Here is a 20,848-nt window from a genome sequence, read left to right as displayed (position 1 = left end):
CAGAGAGCCACCCCTCCCCGTTTATTTATCTTCCAATCGATCCGATACATTACTTCCCGCATCCGAAATTCCCCCGAATATTTCGGTGATCATTGACAGTCATCTTTTCGCGTTTTGTCTCTCATTTCTCAAGCCAATCACATCTATGAGCACGAAAAGAGAAAGCCCCCTTTTTCTTATGAGAAAAAGAAGGCTTTCGACTATGTGTATACGCGTTACGCAAGTACCTCAACTGTGAAGCCACCAGGAGCTTTCACATAAAACGTCCATCCGTGCGATCTTACTGGCGGAGCTACTTTGTAACCATCTTCTTTTAAGCGTTGATTGATTTCATTTACTTTCTCTTCGCTCTCCTGGATGAAGCCGATATGAAATGTCTTGGGATATTGGACTTCGGCACCCTTCATCAAGGTAAACACCAGGCCGTTATCGTCAAATAGGACCCCAAAATTATCGCCACGGGCATCTGCCGACGTATCTAACTTTTTCAGGCCAAAATATTTCTCCAAGAAATCAGAAGCAGCTGGAACATCCGTAACGGTAAGATTGACGTGATTCAATTTCATAATGACCACACATCCTTTGCACGAGATTAATTCAAGCGTAGCACATTCATGCAAGTGCTAATCTTGACAGGCTCTGAGGCTGATCATTGTCATGAATATCCGTCACTTATCTTTAAGGTTTCACGATAAACCTATTTGTTCACAGCTACTTTTGATTTGTTTACGATATGAATGGCATGACCTAACACCGCTTCGGCAGCCTCCAGCCATATCTCGCTTAAAGTGGGATGCGGATGCATGGTTAACGCCACATCCTCTACACGTGCAGCAAGCTCAAGTGCAAGCACACCCTCCCCGATCAGGTTCGATGCATCAGCACCTACAACGTGCATTCCCAACAGCAAATGACTTTCTTGATCCACGATCACTTCTGCAAAACCTTCTCCTTCATCCATGGCGAGTGCTCTGCCATTCGCTCGATAAGGGAAGGCTGCTAGTTTGACTTTATACCCTTGAAGCTCTGCCTCTTCTCGTGTCATCCCCACACCCGCAATTTGCGGCTCGGTAAAAATCACATAAGGGACATAAGGGGAATCTACACTGCTAGGCAGCCCTGCGATCACCTCGGCTGCCACAATCCCTTGCTTCGTCGCACGATGGGCTAACGCAGGGCCAGGTGTTACATCGCCAATGGCAAAAATATGCGACTTGTTCGTACTACCAGTCGATGTCACCGGAATATAGCCGCGCTCGTCCATTTCTACTCCCGCCTGCGCAAGGCCAAGTTCACCTGTGTTAGGCACTCGCCCAATAGTGACGAGCGTTTTATGTGCCGTGATACTTTCAGAACCGTTCTTTTCCGAAGTACATACGAGTGTGACTCTTCCGTTCGCTACCTCAGCCTTTTCTACTTTTGTCGCGATCTTTACCGTCATCCCGAGCAGTTTTGCCTGCTTGAGCACTTCTTGGGAGAGATGGGCAGCTGTTTGCGGCAAAATGCGCTGGGTTGCCTCAATGACGGTCACCTGTGATCCAAGCTTGGCAAACGCCATCCCGAGCTCCATTCCAATATAACCCCCGCCGATAATAGCCAGTGTTTCCGGTACTTCATCCAATGCCAGCATATCAGTAGAATCCAGAATATATTCCCCATCTGTTTTCAAAAACGGTGGAATGAATGGACGTGATCCTGTCGCGATAATCGCTTGTTTGAATTTGTACGTTTCAAAATCGCCACTCGTTTCTACGCCAATCCGATCACTCGAGAGAAATGTCGCTGTCCCCTTTACGACTGTAACCCCATTGGCCTGGCAGAGATAATCGACCCCATTGTTCAGTTGAGCAACGACAGAGGACTTCCACGTCTGCCAGCTCGACATATAGAAGGTCGATTTCCCTGTAGGCAGTTGGATTCCAAGCTTATTCAGACTACTTAGCTTGTGGTATTCACCTGCTGTATGAATCAATGCTTTCGACGGAATGCATCCGCGATTCAAGCAGACTCCACCCAGTACTTCTTTTTCAATTAGAACGACCGATTTCCCCAGCTGCCCGAGACGAATAGCGGCTGCATAACCTCCTGGCCCACCACCGATGACAACCACATCTGTTTCGACTGCTACTTCGCCGACTACCATCTATACCATCTCCGCAAACAATAGATTCGGATCTTCCAGCAGCTCCTTGATCCGGTTGGTAAAACGCACTGCCGTCACACCATCGATCAGGCGGTGATCAAACGAAAGTGACAAGTTCATCATCCAGCGAATGACCCCTTCATCCTCACGCACAACCCATCGTTTCTCCATTTTGTGCAAACTGATAATGGCCACTTCGGGGTGATTAATGATGGGAGTTGCTTGCAGTCCCCCGATTGGACCTACATTGCTGATCGTGAAAGTGCCGCCTGTTATGTGTTCCATGGTCAATTTGCCTTCGCGAGCCAAGCGAGCCAGTTGATCGATTTCTTCTGCGAGTTGAAAAATCGATTTGTGGTCTGCATCCTTGATGACTGGTACGATCAATCCCTCAGGCGTATCTGTAGCAATGCCGATATGGTAAAAGCGCTTGAGCAAGATTTCATTCGTATGCTCGTCAATCGATGCATTAAGCGTCGGGAATTCCTTCAGTGCAATAACCAACGCCTTGATAAAGAACGGCAGGAAGGTCAACTTGATATTTCGCTTATCCGCATGTGACTTTAACTTTTCACGCAAAGCACGCAGCTGATCCATCTCCAGCTCATCGACAGAAGTAACATGCGGAATGATTGTGACTGATTTCACCATATGCTCGGCAATCTTTTTCCGGATGCCTTTTAACGGTAGCCGTTCGATTTCTCCCTGTGACGAGGTGGCTACACGCGTAGCGGACACTGTTTTCGGCTGATCAACTGATTTAGTCTCAACCACCATTGTACTTGCCTCCAACAGACGCTCATTGCCAGTAGCCGTCGTCGGAAACTTAGCTGGTGCTGACTTTTGCAGGCGATTGGCGAATTGGCGCAAATCTTCTTCCGTCACACGCCCCGCTGCTCCTGTACCCGTGACCAACTCGATATCCAGCTTCATCTCCCGTGCTAGCTGCCGAACGTATGGCGTGGCCAATGAGCGTCGGTGATCAGCACGAGCTGGTGCGAAATTGACTGTTTTTTCCGGGTTTACGTCCTTTTCTGGAAGCTTTGTTTCTTCCTTCTTTGCATCCGTTCCTGCATCGATCACGAGAAGGGTAGTTCCTACCTCTACTGTTTCCCCTTCCGCTATGAAAATTTCACGAATGATACCAGTCACTGGCGCAGACAACTCGGCATTCACCTTGTCTGTCTGCACCTCCAAGAGTGGCTGATCCTGTTGAACGGATTCACCCGTTCGTACCAGCACTTTTACGATTTCACCTTCATGCATACCTTCTCCCACATCAGGAAGCTTGAACTCAACCATATGACTCGCTCCTTCTCTTAAAACGTAGCCGTTTCCATAATTCCGTCCTTCACGCGTTCAGCTGTTGGCAAATAGTCATCCTCGATGCTAAATTGCGGGACGGGCACGTCATATCCGGTAATCCGTTTCACGGGAGCCTTCATGTAAATCAATGCTTCATCATTGATGATGGAGATGATCTCTGCACCCAAGCCAGCAGTCTTATGCGCTTCGTGTACGACAACTGCACGTCCAGTCTTTTTGACCGAGGCTATGATCGTATCCCGATCCAATGGATAGAGCGTGCGCAGATCAATGACTTCACAACTCAAGCCGTTTTCGCGCTCGATCTGTTTCGCAGCATCCTCTGCGACACGAAGCATCGCTCCCCAAGCAAAAATGGATACATCCGAGCCTTCCTGGACGACCTTCGCTTTTCCGATGGGCACACGATACATTTCTTCCGGAACCTCTTGTTTAAATGCGCGATACAGCTTGGTCGGCTCTAAAAAAATGACTGGATCAGGATCTTCCATTGCTGCAATCAGCAAGCCTTTCGCATCATAAGGTGTGCTTGGTGCCACAACCTTTAAACCAGGGACATGGGCAAAAAACGTTTCGACACTCTCCGAATGAAGCTCAGGCCCACGAATCCCTGCCCCGTACGGCGTGCGTATGACCAGCGGTACATGGTACTGTCCGCGGGTCCGATAGCGCATGCGTGCAGCATGAGAAACAATTTGTTCAAAGCCCGGATAAATAAAAGCAAGGAATTGAATCTCGACCACAGGAATTTTCCCGTTCATGGCAAGACCGATTGCCGCCCCGATTATTCCCGCCTCAGCTAGCGGCGTGTCCACTACACGGTCCGGACCGTACTTGTGAATCAACTCTTCGGTCGCCCGGAACACGCCACCATTTACGCCAATATCCTCGCCGAGCAGCATCATGCGTGAATCATCTGCCAATTTTTGATCCATGGCTTCCGTGATTGCTTGAATCATCGTCAGTTTGCGTTTCATGCTGGGATTCCCTCCTGCTTCGATGGCTTGACGAGTTCGCTCTCCTGTTCCGTTGCCATCCACGATGGTTCAGCGTAGACGTGCTTGAACATGTCTTCCGGCTTGGACTTCGGATAGCTTTCTGCTTCGACAAGAGCGGCGTCGATTTGTTCATTCACCCGTGCGATTAGCTCTACTTCCTTCGTTTCATTCCACAACCCTTGATTCTCCAGATATACACGTAGCCGTTGGAGTGGGTCGCGTTCTTGACGCCATTCCTCGGACAAGCTCTCTTGATCCCTGTATTTCTTCGGATCATCTGCGGTTGTGTGCGCGCCATAGCGGAATGTCACCGCTTCGATCAACGTCGGTCCTTTGCCATCTAACGCACGTTGCATGGCTTCTTTCATGGTCAGCCAAACAGCAAAGATATCATTACCGTCTATCCGAACCCCAGTGATGTCATACGCGGCCGAACGTTGTGCAATCGTTTTCGATGCAGACTGCTGCGAAAACGGAACGCTGATCGCGAAGCCGTTGTTTTGACAGAAGAAGATGGTCGGCGTTTGAAACACACCTGCAAAATTCAATGCCTCATGAAAATCGCCTTCTGAGCTTGCCCCGTCACCAAAGTAGGCGATGCTGACATGCTTTTCGTTTTGCAGCTTGCTCGCCCAAGCAGTCCCTACCGCATGAACCATTTGAGTCGCGATCGGTACACATGGCGGCATGATGTGCAGATGTTTCGGGCTGATACTCCCTTCCATGTGGCCCATCCAATAGAGAAACACCCGTGCCATGGATTGACCATGGACGATTGCTGCCGCATGGTCTCGGTAGGTCGGGAAAAGCCAATCTCCAGGTGTCAGTGCCATCGCGCTGCCTACTTGTGAAGCTTCCTGCCCTTCAAAGGGAGCATACGTGCCCATTCTGCCTTGTCGCTGCAAGTTAATCGACTTGCGGTCAAACTGGCGAACCAGCACCATATTTTCATACATCTTGATCATCGTTGCCTCGTCTAATTGCCCCTTGAGATCGCCTACCAGCTCACCCGCTGGACTCAATACCTGATATAATGAAGACATGGAAACATCCCTCTCTTTTCGCTGAAAAACACCTTGGTGTCTTTCGATATTGTGACTCTGCTCGTCATGCTTCTGCTTTCCTCCCTATAGAAGAGCAAGTAGCATGCCAATCATTTGAAAGCGATTTCACAACAATACGATTCGAAAATGCTCATTTTTGCATATGCATGATTGCACACAGATGATTAATTCTGATTATTCCGTTTACAAGCCTACTTAGGAGGACTTCGATGTATCAAACCAAGTATTTCCAGGCCAGTGACAATCATGAGCTGGCAAAATTGCTGACAACCATTTTCAGTACGTCCCACGATGGATTGGCGATCTGTGACCGTAACGGCTACGTCCTGCTCTACAATGAGGCGTACTTGAACATCACGGGAGTTCCCGCCGACATCTTGAATAATTTTAGCTTTATGGAGCAAAAAGAAATGCATCTTGTTCCTGACTCTTCTGCTGTACGTACGATTTTGACAAAACAAACCCATAGTGTCGTGATCGATTATGCAAACGGTCGGCAAGCGATTAACACGGCTACTCCGCTGCTCGATCCAAACAAGGAATTATTGTTTGTCGTGGGAAATGTGCGTGACGTCACAGAGCTGAATCAGCTTCAGAAGGAGCTGGAGGAAACACGTCAAATCAGTTCGGCATATCAAAGGGCGCTGGAGCATATCCAAACCGATGGTGACTTTGACGAGCAGATCATTTATCGCAGTGGGCTCATGCATCGAATCGCTTCACTCGCCAAACGCTTTGCGACCAACGACTCCCCCGTCCTTTTGCTAGGCGAGTCGGGTGTCGGTAAGGATGTCATGGCGAATTACATTCACGCCCAAAGCGGACGTACAGGGGAATTTATTAAGATAAACTGTGGGGCCATTCCCGAGCATTTGCTCGAGTCCGAATTGTTTGGCTATGAGAAAGGCGCCTTTACGGGGGCAAGTCAATCGAAGGAGGGATTGTTTGAGCTAGCGGATCGAGGAACCATTTTTCTCGATGAGATTGGAGACCTCCCTTTTCCTTTACAGGTGAAGCTCTTGAATGTATTGCAGGATGGGCGGATTCGCAGACTCGGGGGGAAAACATCGCGTCAGGTTAACATGCGAATCATCGCTGCCACCAATAGCGACCTGGAATCGATGGTGGAACAAAAACGGTTTCGGCAGGATTTGTTCTACCGGCTAAATGTACTTGCTCTCACCATTCCACCCTTGCGTGAACGCCGCGAGGATATTCCGGCTCTCATTTTCTACTATTTGAAAAAGCTCGAATGGAAGTACCAGCAAGAAATGCGCATCGAAACAGATGCGTTAGAGGCACTGATGGATTATGACTGGCCAGGGAATACACGCGAGCTGAAAAATGTGGTGGAACGTTCTTTCCACATGTGTGAAAATGGGCGAATTACATTTGATCAGTTACCGGTGTCCATTCGCAATACCCAGCAGACAGCCCTGCCGCTCCATCTCGCCAAAATGGATGAGCTGTTGCCGCTAAAAGAAGCGGTCGAACGGTTTGAACGTGCATATATCCAACGACTCTTGAAAGAGACAGACACCATGCAGCAGTGTGCGGATAAGCTGCAAGTGAACATATCCACGCTCGTGCGAAAAAAACGCAGCCTCAGAATTAAATAGCGCAAAAGGAAAAGCCCGATACGCGTAGGTTCGGGCTTTCTCGTTATTTCAGAGTGTGGTCTCGCAAAGCATCCGAGGGCTATTTCACAAGCCCTTCTCTTAATGTGTGGATCCCATGCTCTAGATACCCCTTCAAACAGCTTAAGACGTACACCCAGCCTTCTTTATTGTCGACTATTTTTTGAAGGAGCGCAGGATCATTTTCTTGAAAACCCTCTTCGTTCACTTCAATGATCGTCGTGGCTTCATCCAACGCTTTTAACGTAATCGTTACGGTATTTTCTTCTCCAGCCCACTGGAAAAAGATGCGCTTATTCACTTCGATTTCATGAACGGTAATCCCTACTTCTGCGTTGTAAATATCGTAGAATAACGTAATGTTCTTCCCTTCCTCCCACCTTGCCGAGCTGGAAGAGAACCAGAAGTTGCCGATTTTCGCCGGGTCCACGAAAGCTTCGAACACTTCATGCGCAGGTCTGTTAATCTGAAATTTTGTAAGATTATTCATGCATCCGTCAACTCGCTTTCTGATTGCTGCTTCCACCGTATCATAATCACATTTGCGAGACAAACGATAGAATGACTCCCTTTTATTCTTTTACTGCCCCAGAAGTAAGGCCAGAGATAATCCGCCTTTGGAAAATCAACACCATTACTACGAGAGGGATCGTCACGATGATGGAGGCAGCAGATATTTCTCCCCACGGGATTGTAAACATTCCCTGAAACATGACGATTCCCACAGGCACAGTCTTCATCGCTTCCTGTGTATTCAACGTCAGGGCGAACAAAAATTCGTTCCACGCTGCTATAAAAACGAGGATGGCCGTCGTAAAAACCCCAGGCATGGCGAGTGGGAAAAACACTTTGGTCATCGTCTGCCAAATGCTCGCGCCGTCTACTTTGGCTGCTTCGCCCAAATCACTCGGTATTTTGCGGAAAAAGATGGTCAAATTCCAGATCGCAAGCGGAAGCGCGAAAGTTGTATAAGGAATGATCAGACCGATGTAGCTGTTTGTTAAGCCCATCGATTGCATGAACATAAAAATAGGCGAAATAGTAGCGATCTGCGGAAACATGGACACAGCCAGTACGACACCTAATATAATTGTCTTTCCCCGAAAGGACAGCCAGGCAATCGCATAGGCAGCAAAAGAAGCGATCGTAATGGAGTAGAGTGTGGTTAACGTCGCCACGACAGTCGAATTCCACAAGTAACGGGCAAACGGTCTTTCCGTGAAGACGCGGACAAAGTTGTCAAATGAAGGATTTTGGATGATAAAATGAAAGGCTCGCTCTCCAAACAGCTCCGCTGGTGGCTTCAATGCTGCGAGGAGAATCCATAAAAACGGGAACATCACTAGAAAGACGAATAGCAGTAAACCCACGTAAAACAAGGGACCCGTATGTTTGCGCATCCAATCACCTCCTTATTTGCCACTGCCATCACTCAGCAGATCAGCTCCTAATATTTTGACATAGCCGATGGAGATCAGCGCCACACATAAAAAGACAATGACTGCGAGCGCGGAGCCTTCTCCGAAGCTCATTTGAGCAAACATCGTTTTGTACGCGTAAATAGAAATGGTCTCGGTCGAGTTCCCAGGTGCCCCACCTGTCAGCGTGTAAATCAAATCAAACACACGAAATGCATCCAATGTACGGAACAATAATGCCACCAGAATGGTTGATTTCAGCATCGGAAGCGTAATACGAAAAAATTGCTGGGTCCGGGTTGCACCGTCCACAGAAGCTGCTTCATACAAGCTTTGCGGGATCGTTTGCAGGCCTGCGAATAAGAGCAAGGCCATGAATGGCGTCGTCTTCCACACATCTGCCAAAATAACGGAAAACATGGCGCCAGCCTTAGTCGTCAGGAGCATCCCCATATCTGAGATCAGCCCTGCCTGCTCAAAAAGATAGGCGACGATGCCATTTTGCCCGTCGTACAAAAACTTCCACATCATCGCGGAGATAACAGTTGGAATCGCCCACGGTATTAACACGGTTGCTCGAACAAGACTCCTTCCATGAAAAGGGCGATTGATCAACAGGGCAATCAATATGCCGAGCACCAATTCAATGGCAACGGAGATAACGGTAAAAAACGCTGTATTGTACAGAGCCCCCCACATCCGAGCGTCTGTTAAAAACTTCTTGTAGTAGGCAAAGCCAACAAAGTTGGGCTCGATAATCGAAGCTTCAATGCCTTGGATTACGCCAAGAGCACCCTCTGGCTTTGCAAGCAGCTTTTGTTCACTCATTTGCAAAAGAACCGCTCTGACTTCCGCCAAGCTAGTTTTGATTGCGTCTGTTTGTTCGTTCGAGAGGCTCACATATTTGAGTTCTGTGGGGACTGGTTTAAATTCCAGCAATAGCTGGTCGATCATTTGGTATCGGCTCGCGATCTCGCCTGTTTGGTTGAGGGAAGTGTTCAGTTGTTCGATTTGCGCTTGGAGCGCGTTCAGTTTTTCCTTTGATGACCCTTCTGCAGAGTCCGCCTCCCTCTTCACATACCGGAGCAGATTGGGTAACGTACTGACGTAGCGCTCCATATCTAGTCCGTATGAAGAGTGAATCTCTGATTTCGTCGGGTCGTTCAACCGGATGTCGTGCAGACTGATCCAAAAGGATCGCATGACAGGCCAAATCGCGATAACAAGTATGATGAGCAGTGCAGGAAAAATCAGCAAATACCCCATCTGTTTTTCTGAGAGAGACATTTTGGTTGATCGATTCATCCGTTCACCACCTTCCTTCCCACTAGAAGCTTGCTTGTGATTGCCCGATCGTTGTGTAACTTCCAAGGATGCCGATTAGACCCCCTTGGAAGCTCCACATGTTGCCGCTTATTTTTTCATCAGGTCGTTCATCTGCGTTTCCATGTTTTGCACCGCTTGCTCGGCTGTTTGCTGCCCTGCAAGCGCTTTGGATACTTCGATCTGGATCACTTCCGAAATTTTTGGATAGATCGGAGTCGTTGGACGAGATACAGCAGCGCTTACGCCATCGACGAAATCTTTGTTGGCAAACAACGGACTGGCTTTTTGAACATCAGCATCATCGTAGGCTGGCAAATAGGTTGGTGCGAGCCCACCTTCTACCGCGGATATTTTCTGACCCTCTGGACCTGTCATGAATTTGAGGAATGCCCAAGCTTCTTTCGGGTGCTTCGAGAACTTGTTGATTCCGCCCATCCAACCGCCGAGTGCTGCTGCGGAGCCTGCATCGCCAGCTGGCAGTGGAGCGATCCCGACTTGACCGACGATTTTGGACTGAGCCTGATCCTGCGCCAACGCGAACTGATACGGCCAGTTGCGGATAAAAGGTGCCTGCCCCTCGAGGAATGCCGTATGTGATTCCGGCTCCATGAATGTGGTGATATTGGTTGGGACGAAATCGGATTTGACGACCTCGATCATTTTTTTCAACCCTTTGATCGTAGCTGGATTGTTGACCGCTACTTTTCCTTGTTCATCCAAAATTTTTCCACCGTACGATGCACTGAACTCGACAAAGTTACAAACCAAACCTTCATATTGCTTGGCTTGCATCAAGTAGCCGAACTTCGTGCCGCCCTTGCCCTTCGTTGCTTTTGCTTGGGCAATCAAGTCATCCCACGTCTTTGGAGCATCGGTTACGAGATCTTTGCGGTAGAACAAGAGACCCGCGTCGATAAACTTGGGCATGGTCCATTGCTGGCCGCCAAAGTTCCCGGCATCCATGGCCCCTTTGATATATTTTCCGGTTTCGATTCCATCTTGCTCCATCAGGCGATCGAGCGGAAGGAGATAACCCGCTTGTGCGAATTCGGCTGGCCAAATGACATCGAGGTCAAACACGTCGATCTCAGACGATTGTGCACTGAACATCGTGACGTACTGGTCATGGCTTTGTCCTGTATCCGCAGGCATTTCGCGAATCTCAATCTCGATATTCGGATTTACTTTTTGAAACGCCTCCACGAGCTTTACAGTGGAATCCGTTGAGTCTTTGCCCCGTGCGTAGACGAGCTTGATTTTTTCTGCTGGTTGCTGTGCTGGCTCTGTTTTGGGTGCGGATGGTGTTGCAGGCTGTGATGGGGTTGTATCCGTAGAAGCTTGCTGTGGTGTGGAGGAACATGCTGCCAATGAGAAGGCCATTACTAAGGTAAGTCCAACGGATGTAAGTCTTTTCACAACTTTCATCTAAGTAACCCCCTATGCTATGTTTTAAAACGCACTGCTTCACCTTTTTGTGCGGATGCGTAGATGGCTTCGATCAATCTGTTGATGTACAAGGCTTGTTCCGGTGTGCAGAGAACCTCTGCCTTCCCTTCGATGGCGTCGATGAAATTACGGAATAAGAGTACGCGTTCTTTTTGAGGCTTTGGTTTTATTTCTGTCGAGGCAGTTACGCCGTTCCACTCGTGGTAAAGCGTGAACTGGTTATCCAATAAACGCAGGGATGCCCCGCCCTCTTGTCCATACAGTTGAAGGAAAACGTTTTCCTCTTCAATGTGAGAAGCCCAGCTTGCATCAAGCGTAAGCGACAATCCGTTTTCAAAAGTGATCATCGCTACAGCCATATCTTCCACGTCAAACTTCCCGCTATCGTCGATCCTGCCCCACTCTGACAAGCCACGTTTGTGAGGCCCGAATTGCGCGTACGTTTGCCCGAGGACGGATACAGGCTTTGGATGATCCAAGAGCCACAAGGTCAAATCGAGCATATGTACGCCGATATCAATCAACGGACCGCCGCCTGCCCATTCTTTTTGTGTAAACCAGCTTCCCCATCCTGGAATTCCATTTCGTCTGACCCAACCGGTCTTGGCGTGATAAATGTTTCCCAGCTTTCCTTCTTTCAGCCACGTTTTGACTTGTAGGGAATCGCTTCGGAATCGGTTGTTTTGTGCGACCATGAGGATTTTATCTGCTTTCTTCGCGGCTTCGATCATTTCTGTTGCTTCCTGGGCATTCATCGCCATCGGCTTTTCGCACAGCAAGTGTTTGCCTGCTGCAAGCGCACTTTTGGTTGCTTCTGCATGCAAGTAGTTCGGGACACAAACAATGATCGCGTCTGTATCAGACTCTTGTAGCATGGCCTCGTATTCGGTGAAAACCTGCGGGATGTCATGTCGCTTTGCACGATAGGAAGCCATTTCTGCGGAAATATCTGCAATGGCAACTACCTCTGCTCGCGGCTCTTCCTTGATCGCCTCCAAGTGTGCTTCTGTAATCCCACCTGCACCGATGATTCCGATTTTCCATTTGCGCCGATTCGTCATTTTCTCCCCTCCTACACCCACCATAGATTCTGGACTGGTTCTCGCAAGATGACTTGCTGTAGATTTTGAACAGCGCGCGAAAAGCCTTCCTCAATCGACATGATGGCATCCTCGTGCTCGATGCTCACGACATAATCGTATCCATTCATACGCAGTGCACTCATCATATCCGCCCACTTCTGCTGCGAATGCCCATAGCCTACGGTTCGGAAATACCAAGCACGTTCATGTAGATTGGCGTAGGAATTCATATCCGTCAGCCCGTACATGTTCACTTTTTCCTGGTCAATATACGTGTCTTTCGCATGGAAATGATAGATGGCTTTTTCTTTGCCCAAGATTTTGATCGCAGCTACCGGATCAATCCCTTGCCACCACATGTGACTTGGATCGAAGTTTGCCCCAATCCCCTCGCCTACCTGTTCCCGCAGCTTCAGCAGTGTCCCTGGCGTGTGTACGAGAAAGCCGCCATGTAGCTCCAACGCAACCTTGACATGATGCTCAGTCGCATACGCAGTCCATTCGCGCCAGTACGGGACGAGCTTCTCGTTCCATTGCCAATGGAGAACGTCTCGATACTCATTGGGCCAAGGAGCAACCGGCCAGCTCGGGTACTTCGCTCCTTCGTGGTCGCCTGCCGTGCCAGAAAAGCAATTGACCACAGGCACCTCCAGCATCTCGGCTAGCTGTACCGTTTTCACAAACGTATCGTGGGACTGCTGCGCAAAGCTTTTATCTGGTGTCAACGGGTTGCCGTGACAACTAAGCGCGCTGATTATCAATCCCCGATCCTCTACTGCTTTTTTGTACGCTCGTCTTTTTTCTGGACTTTCCAACAGCTCATCCAGATTGCAGTGTGCATTGCCCGGATAGCAGCCTGTGCCGATTTCCACCGCCTCTAAACCTGCTGCCTTCACATGATCCAGCATTTCTTCGAACGACTTCTCGCTAAAAAGAACGGTAAATACGCCAAGCTTCATATCTCTTCACCCCTTTTGAATGCGTAAACTCGTTTGCTTCTTCTATATGGTAAGACTTGTTGCCTCACTCCAATAAAGCGCTTACAGTTTGGCGAATCACGAGATGGTGTGGGACGGCGCTCATTCTCTCTACAGGTTCATGGCGGATTTGTCTGAGTAATTGCTCTGCTGCGGCTTTTCCATACATGAACGGGTCATTGTGCACGGTGGTGAGCATGGGGCGGGAAAGTGAGGCAAGCTCCAAATTGTCGAAGCCCATGACGGAGATGTCTTCTGGTACACGAATGCCATGATCGTACAAGTAATTGAGGACGCCAACCGCCATCAGGTCTGTGGCGACAAAAACGGCCGTCGGACGAATTTTTTCCTCACAAATACGGCGCATGGCTTCGTAACCGCTCTTGGCTGTGAACTCTCCTTCCACGACGAATCCTTCATGGATGGGTAAATCATGTGCCCGCATGGCTTTTCGGTAACCCCCCATGCGATCCAGACCGCACGGCGGGTCCCATAACGGACCAGATATACACGCGATTTTTGTATGGCCTTGCGAGATGAGATAGGCGGTAGCATCATAGGAGGCTTGCACATTATTGACGTTGACAGTAGGAATCTGATAGCCGGGCAAATCGTGGCCGGTAACAACAAGGGGAACCTGAATCTCTTGCAGCGTCTGGATATTGCCCTCCAGGAAATGAATACTCGCGATAATGACACCATCGATTTGTTTTTCTTTGAACAGTCGCAAGTACTTCAGCTCTTTGTCCACCACTTCATCGGATATGGCCAAAAACATGCTGTAGTCGTACTCGCTAATGACGCTGTCAATTCCGTAAATGAGATTGGAGTAAAAATTGTTGGAGATATCGGGAATCATCACCCCGATGATGCGGGTTTCTTTGCTAACCAAGCTCCTGGCAATCGCATTCGGCTGAAAGCCCGTCTCTTGCACGATTTTCAAGACTCTTTCTCGCAGCTCTGGACGGACTGGCTTGGAATTGTTCAGCACGCGCGAAACAGTCGCGATGGAAACGTTGGCGAGTTGTGCGATGTCTTTAATGGTTACAGTAATGGTTCTTCACTCACTTTCTATCTAACGGGTAAACGTTTTCCTAATCTGAAAATAACACCCAGCTTTTGTTTTGTCAATATTCAGTTAATTATAAATGCTGTTGACATCACGAGAACGTTACTAAATAATGTACCATATAATTTAGTTACTAAATTAATTATGTATGAAGGAGGTTTTGTCATGAATGTTTTGCTTACAGGAATAACAGGTTATGTTGGATCTGTAGTCGCCGAGCATTTTCAGTCTCTGGGGTATCAGGTTGCTGGACTTGTTCGATCGGAAGAGAAAGCGGAGCTGTTGCTCTCACAAGGGTTCACCCCTATTGTTGGCGATCTTGCGGATACCACACTGCTAACAGAAAGTGTTAAAAAATTCAATGGTGTCATTCATATGGCGATCTCGCACACACCTGATATGGAAAAACTCGATGTAGCAGCGGTTCAAGCCATGCTGAAAGGTTTGGAAGGCACTGGGAAGCCATTTATTTATACGAGCGGTACGCTGATCTATAACGATACGTACGAGAATGTCGTGAATGAGGACTCTCCTCTTGATCCGTTGCCTTTTCTCCAATGGAAAGCGAACCAGGAGCAGGAAGTTTTAGGAGCAGCCGAGCGTAATATTCGTACGATCGTCATACGTCCAACGCTTGTATACGGTCGAGGCGGTGGACTCGTCCAAGCAACGATTCAAAGGGCGAAGCTCTCTCAATCAGCCAACTATATCGATGACGGGCAAACGGCATGGTCTACGATCGATGTTGATGATTTAGCGAGACTTTACGAATGCGCTTTTTTACGAGCACAGCCAGGATCATTATTCAATGCAACTTCCAAGGAAATGATCACGACGAAAGAACTCATGACTTCGATTGCTAAAATAGCTGGGATAGAAAAAGTGGAATCATGGAGTTATGAGGATGCGGCCAAAGCATTAGGACCAGCCGCTTGGGGGGCAAGCATCAACCAGAGAATATCTGGATTGCGTGCGGAACAGCAGCTGCAATGGAGCCCCTCTGCGAACTCGATCCGCAAAGAGCTGGAGCAAGGTACTTATCATAAACAATAAAAAACCATAGTCCGTCATCGAACTATGGTCGTGCTTCATCGCTATCCTGATACGTATGCAGGAATCTGATTGATTTCGTTAATATGCGTATGAGTGCCTGCGCATCATCCGTACCAAGATGCTCATGCAATTGCTGAAAACGATTAAACAGCTCTTGCTCTCTCGCTGCCACAAAATCAAAGCCCTCTTTCGTAGGGGCTACGAGAATGGAGCGTCGATCCTTGGGTCCCACGGTACGGGTGATAAGCCCAAGCTGTTCGAGTGACTGAATGACATGCGTCACAGCTGCTGACGTTATTTTCAACTGCTTACCTAGCTCGGAAACTCTGATGCCGTTCGTGCCTGGGGGACTTACGTAGGTCAAGTGAACAAGCAAATTCAATTCGCTCTGACGGAGGTCTTTCGACGGACTGAAAACATGTCCGATCCGCTTTAACTGACCAAATACGAGAGCCAGCTCTTTCGTCGTATGATCAATGGTAACATCCGAGTTTGTATGGTCTGTACTCATCCGTTTAGACTCCCATTCTTTGATGGTATCAATCGATTATTTACGAAAAGAAATGACATTGTCAAGAATGAGAGTCCACATACGACTCGAAAAAGCACCGTATGCCAGGTCTGAACTCTGACATACGGTGTTTATCCTACCTACTCTATTCTGGGAAGCAGAACTGCATCTTGCTAAACGATCTGCGCAATTCGATCACCTTAGACTGGACTACCTCGGGCTTTTCCCTGCCTGACAACACACTTACAATCAGCTCTGCAATCGTATTCATCTCTTGTTCCTTCATGCCAAAGCGAGTGACTTCTGTCGTCCCGATACGCAAACCACTTGGGAAGTCCCAATCCTCTGGTCCGTCACCTGGAATCAAATTTTTGTTCGTGATGATGTTCGCTTCTGCCAACCGCTTGCCTACCTCGTAACCACCGCCAAACTCTTTTACGTCCAGAATGACTTGGTGTGTACGTGTATAGCCTTTGTGCGCGCAAAGCACGCGAATTCCCCGTTCATCGAATGCTTTTCCCAGTGCTTGTGCATTCGTCACAATTTGCGCCATGTATTCCTTGCCAAACGCCAAAAACTCCGCCGCCGCTGCAGCCAATGCCGCTACCCGGTTGACTTGATGTGTCGCGGCAAGTGCTGGGAAGATGGCATCTGTAATCGGTACCGATAGTTCCGGGTCGTTCCAGACGATGATGCCGCTTTGTGGACCGCTAAACGTTTTGCCAGCAGAGCCAGTTATCACACATGCCCCTTCTCGCAACGGGTCCTGAAATTGACCGCCACCGATCAATCCCAGCTGGTGTGCGCCGTCAAAATAAATGCGACCGCCCCATTCTTTCACGATCTCAGCCATCTCCTTCAGTGGAAATGGAAATAAGGTCATTGAGGCGCCTAAGGTAACAAGCTTTGGCCTAACTTGTCGTGCGACCTTTGCGAACTCGTCCAGATCAACGGTAAGCTCAACGGGGTCCATTGGCACATCGACAATTTGCAAACCGCGAATGCCAGCAGGCCCGTCTACCCGATTGCTGGAATGCCCCCCAAACGGTTGCGAGATCGTCATAATCGTGTCGCCCGGTTGCGTTAACGCCGCGTAGACTGTCATGTTACCGATCATGCTCGCTACCAATCGATGGTCAGCAAAATTGGCTTGGAATACTTTTTTCAATAGCTCAACACATAACGCTTCGATTTCATCGATATATTTCGTGCCAGCGAACCATCTCTGTGTGCTGCCGATATGTCCTTCCGCAGCGCGAGTACCAACCTCAGAAGCGAGCAGTTGACGTACGATGGGCGTGGTGGGTGCTTCTGGTGCGAGCAAATTCAGGCATTCCTCGCCTCGCCAAATCGCATTGCGGTTGACAGCATTCACGATCTCTTGCTGGATCAGACGGTGGGATGGACTCTCTTCGATAATGGAACGCGCCCATTGCAAAACACGTGAATCATGTACTTCCCCCTTCATTTCAACCGTACTCATGCCATTACCCCCTATTCATCATTGGAAGTGTTCGTAAGCAATTTGCCGAGGTTGATCCAGTTTTCTTCCATCAAAGAAGAGGCAAGCTGACTGTTGTTGTCTCGAATCGCTTCGATAATTCTGCGATGCTGTTCTACTGATTCCACCCCTTCTAAGGAACCGAACCGAGCAAATTCCAAACGCCGAATTTTCGGTACAACTCGCTCAAGTGCCAGGTAGATTTCACGATTCCCCGCAGCCTCGAGGATCACATCGTGAAAGCCGTCATCTGCTTCGATCGCTTTAATCACATCTTGCTGTTCGAGTGCGACCTCCAGCTTTTCATTCCACTCCTCCAGACTACGGATGACCTCTGACTCAAGTGGCATCGCCAAACGTGCTGCCAACCCGTGCAAGGCCGCAACAACAGGAAAAGCGTTCTTCGCCTCCTTTTCAAGTAAGGGTGTCACCCGCGTTAGAGAGCCCGGAACGGATTCAATAAGCCCTTCGTCCTCCAACCGTTTGAGCGCTTCTCTCACAGGTGTTCGGCTGACGCCAAATAAAGCCGCCAGCTCGTTGTCGTTGACTCGTTGTCCTGGCTTTAGTTCTAGCATGATGATCGCTTTCTTCAAGCCTTGGTATACTTGTTCGCGTAATGTGGGGCGTTCGATTTGTTTGATTAGGTTTGTGTCCATGAAACCAATATATTGGTTTTGTTTATTTCTGTCAATTTTAAATATTTAGATATATTTTCCGCGCGCGTGATTTTGAAAATCGAATGATTTTCCCCCTCTAACTATTAGCAGTTATACCAAACGTACAGAAAAAGAGACTGCCCCACCAGTATCATTTACGAATGGGATAGCCTCTTCATTTTTGAACGTAACGCTATAATTCTGCCGGAGGACAACAATACTCCCGTACAATCTGCTCCTTCATCTCTTCAACCGGAAACCCTTCCGGATAAGTCGTCATCATCAGCATTGCGCCTTGGAGCGCGGAAGAAAAATAGAGCGATCTCAATCTGGGCTGCTTTACGCCTAACTGTTTGAATATCTGGCACTGGACTTCAAACTGCCTGCGTGACTCCTCATTTAATTGCTCTCTGTAAGAAGCAAGTACCCGATCATCTTCGGGCTGCGTCTGCAAATTCAAGTAAAAACGATAGACATCCGGTCGCTGGTAAACGTTATCAAGCGCACCGTCGACAATATGGCGCAGCTGTTCGTGCGGCGTTGCGAGCTTCGTAGCAGCCTCCATCACTTCTTTTACTTCCTCGATCCGTACCTGGACCATCGCGGCGAGAAGCTCTTCTTTGCCTTTGTAATAATTGTAAAGCAGTCCTTTCGATATCTGGGCCTGTTTCGCTACATCGTCGATTGAGGTCGCGTGGTAGCCTTTTTTTATGAAGAGCGTCATCGCAGCTGCATGGATTTTGTCTTTTGCGGCTTGGCGAATACGTTCATTTTCAGCTGGGGTACGAGGCACGGTTTAGTCAATCCTCCAAAAATTCAGTGATAGCGCGAGCGATTTCTTCAGGATGCGTCAACGTCGGTTTATGATCGGCACCCGTAATCTCGATAAACCTTCTCTCTGGTAATACTTCTTTAAAATATTCAGCAATCCGCTGCGCATCCAGGGCATCTTCCTTCCCGATAATGAAGCATGCCTGATTGGCTAATTCTTTGAGCCGCTCAATGGCAGGGGGCTGCGGCCATACGGACTCCCATGTCGCCCACTCGAACATTTTCGCTAGATTATGCTTCGCCATCTCTACCAGTAGGTCCTTCTGCGGACTTGCCATCACGAAGCGGTACGGGCAGGCCGATAAGGACAGCTCTACCATTCGGTCAACATCCGGTGCTGCTTGGATTTTCTGCATCCATTCCGTGAACGGCTGACTCGGTGTATACCCTGTCACATCAGGAGCAATCAGCACGAGCTTGCTCACTCGCTGCGGATAAGTCAGCGTAAAATCCATAGCAATTCGACCGCCTATCGAGTGCCCTACGAGCGTGGCTTCGTCCAGCTGGAGATGGTCCATGACAGCAAGTAAATCATCGACGTAGTTCGCTGTCTCTGTTGGAGACGGCGATTTCCCGCATCCGCGTCCGTCGAAAGCGATGACCTGATAATGCTTCGCCAGAATCGGCGCGACGAACGTCCAATCTCGCAAATCAGCACCGCCACTGTGCAAGAGAATAACTGGTTTTCCTTCTCCTGTAACCTCATAGTACAAATCCATCGGTGATCCCTCCGTGAATTGTAGATTTGGTATATGATCCCAGTTTATTATTGAATGAACGTTTAGTCAATAATAAACAATTGCATTCCCATACAAAACAAAAAGCCCTAATCAACATGATCAGGACTTACCTCTTCACGTCAGACACAGAACAATCACGCTTCCGACTGAATACGCTTCGCCTCTGCATACAGCACTTGAATGAACTTTTTCATATTAATCCGAATATCTGAACCAGGCGATGCGGCATTGCTCTTTAACTCCGCCATCTTCTTCCACACATATGTAAAATCAAAAAACTGCGAAGCGTAATTTTCGAACTTCCAATTCGAGAGGTCTGCAAGCCCAAGAGACGCCAAATGATTCAGCGACTGATAGATCGCTCGACGGACTCTCTGCTCAGAAGCTTTGACAACCTTGGCGACTTGTGGATCGTCCACTGCTACTCCGATCCTGTCCTGTGCAACTGCCACAAAAATCTCTTTCAGGGCTGGAAATCCATTTTTAAACGTATGCGTCTGTTCGTATCCATGCAAGAAGTCCAAAATATCTAGCAAATCGTTGCTTCCATTGTCTCCCGCGATACCCAGCTCCGTTAACAGAAACTGACCCGCCTCTCGAAGTGGTTTGCCCTGTGACGGACGAAGTTGTCCGGAAGGCTGCTGGTCCACTTGCATGACGGCATTCAGCGATTTGTGAATGTCCCGTATCGAACGCTCTAGGCGAATTTTCTCGATCACTTTTTGGAGGATGGTCACGACTTCGATCTTGTTTACGGGCTTGATAATGTAGTATTCACTTCCAAGGGCGTAAGCTTGGGCAATCAAATCTTTCGTTTCTGCCTGAGAAATCATGACGATCTTTCCTGTGAATGTCGGCTTCACTTGTCGAATCGTCTCAATCCCATCCCGGTTGGGCATGAACAAATCGATCAGCAAAATATCTACGTTGCGTGCGGTTAACGTATGACCGTCTACCATCGAGCCGTCAGATGCTTCCCCCACGACTTCGCCCAGATTCTCGTCTTCAATGATTTCCGTCAACATAAGACGTACAGCATCATCGTCATCAACTAAATAAAACAGCATCTT

20 protein-coding genes are annotated in these 20,848 nt (G+C 48.5%); 2 read left to right on the top strand and 18 right to left on the bottom strand.

All coding sequences use genetic code 11. From position 1 onward, the window contains the following. Positions 1 to 215: 215 nt before the first annotated feature. The 5 genes from HP398_RS02770 to pdhA form a co-directional block, all read right to left on the bottom strand. Entirely contained in the window at positions 216 to 566 is a 351-nt protein-coding gene (locus tag HP398_RS02770) for a VOC family protein (RefSeq protein WP_017248396.1), read from the bottom strand. A 131-nt stretch (positions 567 to 697) separates the two neighbouring features. After that, complete coding sequence (lpdA, locus tag HP398_RS02765) at positions 698 to 2,143, bottom strand: dihydrolipoyl dehydrogenase (protein ID WP_173621749.1); 1,446 nt, start codon at positions 2,141 to 2,143, stop codon at positions 698 to 700. Beyond that, entirely contained in the window at positions 2,144 to 3,445 is a 1,302-nt protein-coding gene (locus HP398_RS02760; RefSeq protein ID WP_173621748.1) for a dihydrolipoamide acetyltransferase family protein, read from the bottom strand. A gap of 17 nt (positions 3,446 to 3,462) precedes the next feature. Next, positions 3,463 to 4,446, bottom strand: coding sequence for an alpha-ketoacid dehydrogenase subunit beta (locus HP398_RS02755; protein ID WP_173621747.1), 984 nt, complete (start codon positions 4,444 to 4,446; stop codon positions 3,463 to 3,465). Then, positions 4,443 to 5,510: a pyruvate dehydrogenase (acetyl-transferring) E1 component subunit alpha gene (pdhA, locus tag HP398_RS02750; RefSeq protein ID WP_173621746.1), complete on the bottom strand. Its 1,068-nt coding sequence runs from the start codon at positions 5,508 to 5,510 to the stop codon at positions 4,443 to 4,445. Before pdhA ends, HP398_RS02755 begins: the two co-directional genes overlap by 4 nt. A 230-nt stretch (positions 5,511 to 5,740) precedes the next feature. Here pdhA and HP398_RS02745 point away from each other — a divergent pair, with 230 nt between their 5' ends. After that, a complete protein-coding gene (locus HP398_RS02745; protein ID WP_017248391.1) occupies positions 5,741 to 7,150 on the top strand; it encodes a sigma-54 interaction domain-containing protein in 1,410 nt (469 codons plus the stop codon). Between the two features lie 79 nt (positions 7,151 to 7,229). On the opposite strand, the gene HP398_RS02740 is transcribed toward HP398_RS02745, so the two are convergent. From HP398_RS02740 to HP398_RS02710, 7 genes are all read right to left on the bottom strand, one after another. Beyond that, the gene (locus HP398_RS02740; protein ID WP_173621745.1) at positions 7,230 to 7,721 is read right to left on the bottom strand and encodes an SRPBCC family protein; all 492 of its coding nucleotides are present in this window, start codon (positions 7,719 to 7,721) and stop codon (positions 7,230 to 7,232) included. A 19-nt stretch (positions 7,722 to 7,740) separates the two neighbouring features. Then, positions 7,741 to 8,568, bottom strand: coding sequence for a carbohydrate ABC transporter permease (locus tag HP398_RS02735; protein WP_017248389.1), 828 nt, complete (start codon positions 8,566 to 8,568; stop codon positions 7,741 to 7,743). Between the two features lie 12 nt (positions 8,569 to 8,580). Beyond that, on the bottom strand, positions 8,581 to 9,891 hold the full coding sequence (locus tag HP398_RS02730; RefSeq protein WP_173621744.1) for a carbohydrate ABC transporter permease: 1,311 nt from the start codon (positions 9,889 to 9,891) through the stop codon (positions 8,581 to 8,583). A 108-nt stretch (positions 9,892 to 9,999) separates the two neighbouring features. After that, on the bottom strand, positions 10,000 to 11,337 hold the full coding sequence (locus HP398_RS02725) for an ABC transporter substrate-binding protein (protein WP_173621743.1): 1,338 nt from the start codon (positions 11,335 to 11,337) through the stop codon (positions 10,000 to 10,002). A 17-nt stretch (positions 11,338 to 11,354) separates the two neighbouring features. Then, on the bottom strand, positions 11,355 to 12,419 hold the full coding sequence (locus HP398_RS02720) for a Gfo/Idh/MocA family protein (protein ID WP_173621742.1): 1,065 nt from the start codon (positions 12,417 to 12,419) through the stop codon (positions 11,355 to 11,357). An 11-nt stretch (positions 12,420 to 12,430) separates the two neighbouring features. Continuing rightward, positions 12,431 to 13,399 (bottom strand): sugar phosphate isomerase/epimerase family protein, encoded by a 969-nt coding sequence (locus HP398_RS02715; protein ID WP_173621741.1) that lies wholly within the window; start codon positions 13,397 to 13,399, stop codon positions 12,431 to 12,433. Between the two features lie 64 nt (positions 13,400 to 13,463). Beyond that, a complete protein-coding gene (locus HP398_RS02710; protein WP_083261553.1) occupies positions 13,464 to 14,450 on the bottom strand; it encodes a substrate-binding domain-containing protein in 987 nt (328 codons plus the stop codon). Positions 14,451 to 14,651: 201 nt separating this feature from the next. Between HP398_RS02710 and HP398_RS02705 the strand changes: the two genes are divergently transcribed. Next, positions 14,652 to 15,539 carry an NAD-dependent epimerase/dehydratase family protein gene (locus HP398_RS02705; RefSeq protein ID WP_173621740.1) on the top strand — a complete coding sequence of 296 codons (888 nt, stop codon included), beginning with the start codon at positions 14,652 to 14,654 and terminating at the stop codon, positions 15,537 to 15,539. Positions 15,540 to 15,561: 22 nt separating this feature from the next. Here HP398_RS02705 and HP398_RS02700 read toward each other — a convergent pair whose 3' ends face one another. From HP398_RS02700 to HP398_RS02675, 6 genes are all read right to left on the bottom strand, one after another. Beyond that, positions 15,562 to 16,050 carry a MarR family winged helix-turn-helix transcriptional regulator gene (locus HP398_RS02700; protein ID WP_173621739.1) on the bottom strand — a complete coding sequence of 163 codons (489 nt, stop codon included), beginning with the start codon at positions 16,048 to 16,050 and terminating at the stop codon, positions 15,562 to 15,564. 145 nt (positions 16,051 to 16,195) lie between these two features. Then, positions 16,196 to 17,533, bottom strand: a complete 1,338-nt coding sequence (locus HP398_RS02695) for a serine hydroxymethyltransferase (RefSeq protein ID WP_106833959.1) — start codon at positions 17,531 to 17,533, stop codon at positions 16,196 to 16,198. Positions 17,534 to 17,544: 11 nt separating this feature from the next. After that, entirely contained in the window at positions 17,545 to 18,207 is a 663-nt protein-coding gene (locus HP398_RS02690) for a GntR family transcriptional regulator (protein ID WP_017248380.1), read from the bottom strand. Between the two features lie 193 nt (positions 18,208 to 18,400). Continuing rightward, complete coding sequence (locus HP398_RS02685) at positions 18,401 to 19,000, bottom strand: TetR/AcrR family transcriptional regulator (RefSeq protein ID WP_173621738.1); 600 nt, start codon at positions 18,998 to 19,000, stop codon at positions 18,401 to 18,403. 7 nt (positions 19,001 to 19,007) lie between these two features. Then, on the bottom strand, positions 19,008 to 19,757 hold the full coding sequence (locus tag HP398_RS02680; RefSeq protein WP_173621737.1) for an alpha/beta fold hydrolase: 750 nt from the start codon (positions 19,755 to 19,757) through the stop codon (positions 19,008 to 19,010). A gap of 155 nt (positions 19,758 to 19,912) precedes the next feature. Further along, positions 19,913 to 20,845, bottom strand: a complete 933-nt coding sequence (locus HP398_RS02675; protein ID WP_017248377.1) for a response regulator — start codon at positions 20,843 to 20,845, stop codon at positions 19,913 to 19,915. Positions 20,846 to 20,848: the final 3 nt, after the last annotated feature.

The organism is Brevibacillus sp. HB1.4B (assembly GCF_013284285.1).
In the GTDB taxonomy this organism is placed as follows: domain Bacteria; phylum Bacillota; class Bacilli; order Brevibacillales; family Brevibacillaceae; genus Brevibacillus; species Brevibacillus porteri.
The sequence above is the reverse complement of the archived record's forward strand: the minus strand, read 5'-3'. Positions and strand labels throughout refer to the sequence as shown.

Bases quoted from the DNA above. Each gene is read 5' to 3' on its own strand.
- HP398_RS02770 (WP_017248396.1), bottom strand. From the start codon at position 566: ATGAAATTGAATCACGTCAATCTTACCGTTACGGATGTTCCAGCTGCT.
- lpdA (WP_173621749.1), bottom strand. From the start codon at position 2,143: ATGGTAGTCGGCGAAGTAGCAGTCGAAACAGATGTGGTTGTCATCGGT.
- HP398_RS02760 (WP_173621748.1), bottom strand. From the start codon at position 3,445: ATGGTTGAGTTCAAGCTTCCTGATGTGGGAGAAGGTATGCATGAAGGT.
- HP398_RS02755 (WP_173621747.1), bottom strand. From the start codon at position 4,446: ATGAAACGCAAACTGACGATGATTCAAGCAATCACGGAAGCCATGGAT.
- pdhA (WP_173621746.1), bottom strand. From the start codon at position 5,510: ATGTCTTCATTATATCAGGTATTGAGTCCAGCGGGTGAGCTGGTAGGC.
- HP398_RS02745 (WP_017248391.1), top strand. From the start codon at position 5,741: ATGTATCAAACCAAGTATTTCCAGGCCAGTGACAATCATGAGCTGGCA.
- HP398_RS02735 (WP_017248389.1), bottom strand. From the start codon at position 8,568: ATGCGCAAACATACGGGTCCCTTGTTTTACGTGGGTTTACTGCTATTC.
- HP398_RS02730 (WP_173621744.1), bottom strand. From the start codon at position 9,891: ATGAATCGATCAACCAAAATGTCTCTCTCAGAAAAACAGATGGGGTAT.
- HP398_RS02725 (WP_173621743.1), bottom strand. From the start codon at position 11,337: ATGAAAGTTGTGAAAAGACTTACATCCGTTGGACTTACCTTAGTAATG.
- HP398_RS02720 (WP_173621742.1), bottom strand. From the start codon at position 12,419: ATGACGAATCGGCGCAAATGGAAAATCGGAATCATCGGTGCAGGTGGG.
- HP398_RS02715 (WP_173621741.1), bottom strand. From the start codon at position 13,399: ATGAAGCTTGGCGTATTTACCGTTCTTTTTAGCGAGAAGTCGTTCGAA.
- HP398_RS02705 (WP_173621740.1), top strand. From the start codon at position 14,652: ATGAATGTTTTGCTTACAGGAATAACAGGTTATGTTGGATCTGTAGTC.
- HP398_RS02700 (WP_173621739.1), bottom strand. From the start codon at position 16,050: ATGAGTACAGACCATACAAACTCGGATGTTACCATTGATCATACGACG.
- HP398_RS02695 (WP_106833959.1), bottom strand. From the start codon at position 17,533: ATGAGTACGGTTGAAATGAAGGGGGAAGTACATGATTCACGTGTTTTG.
- HP398_RS02690 (WP_017248380.1), bottom strand. From the start codon at position 18,207: ATGGACACAAACCTAATCAAACAAATCGAACGCCCCACATTACGCGAA.
- HP398_RS02680 (WP_173621737.1), bottom strand. From the start codon at position 19,757: ATGGATTTGTACTATGAGGTTACAGGAGAAGGAAAACCAGTTATTCTC.
- HP398_RS02675 (WP_017248377.1), bottom strand. From the start codon at position 20,845: ATGCTGTTTTATTTAGTTGATGACGATGATGCTGTACGTCTTATGTTG.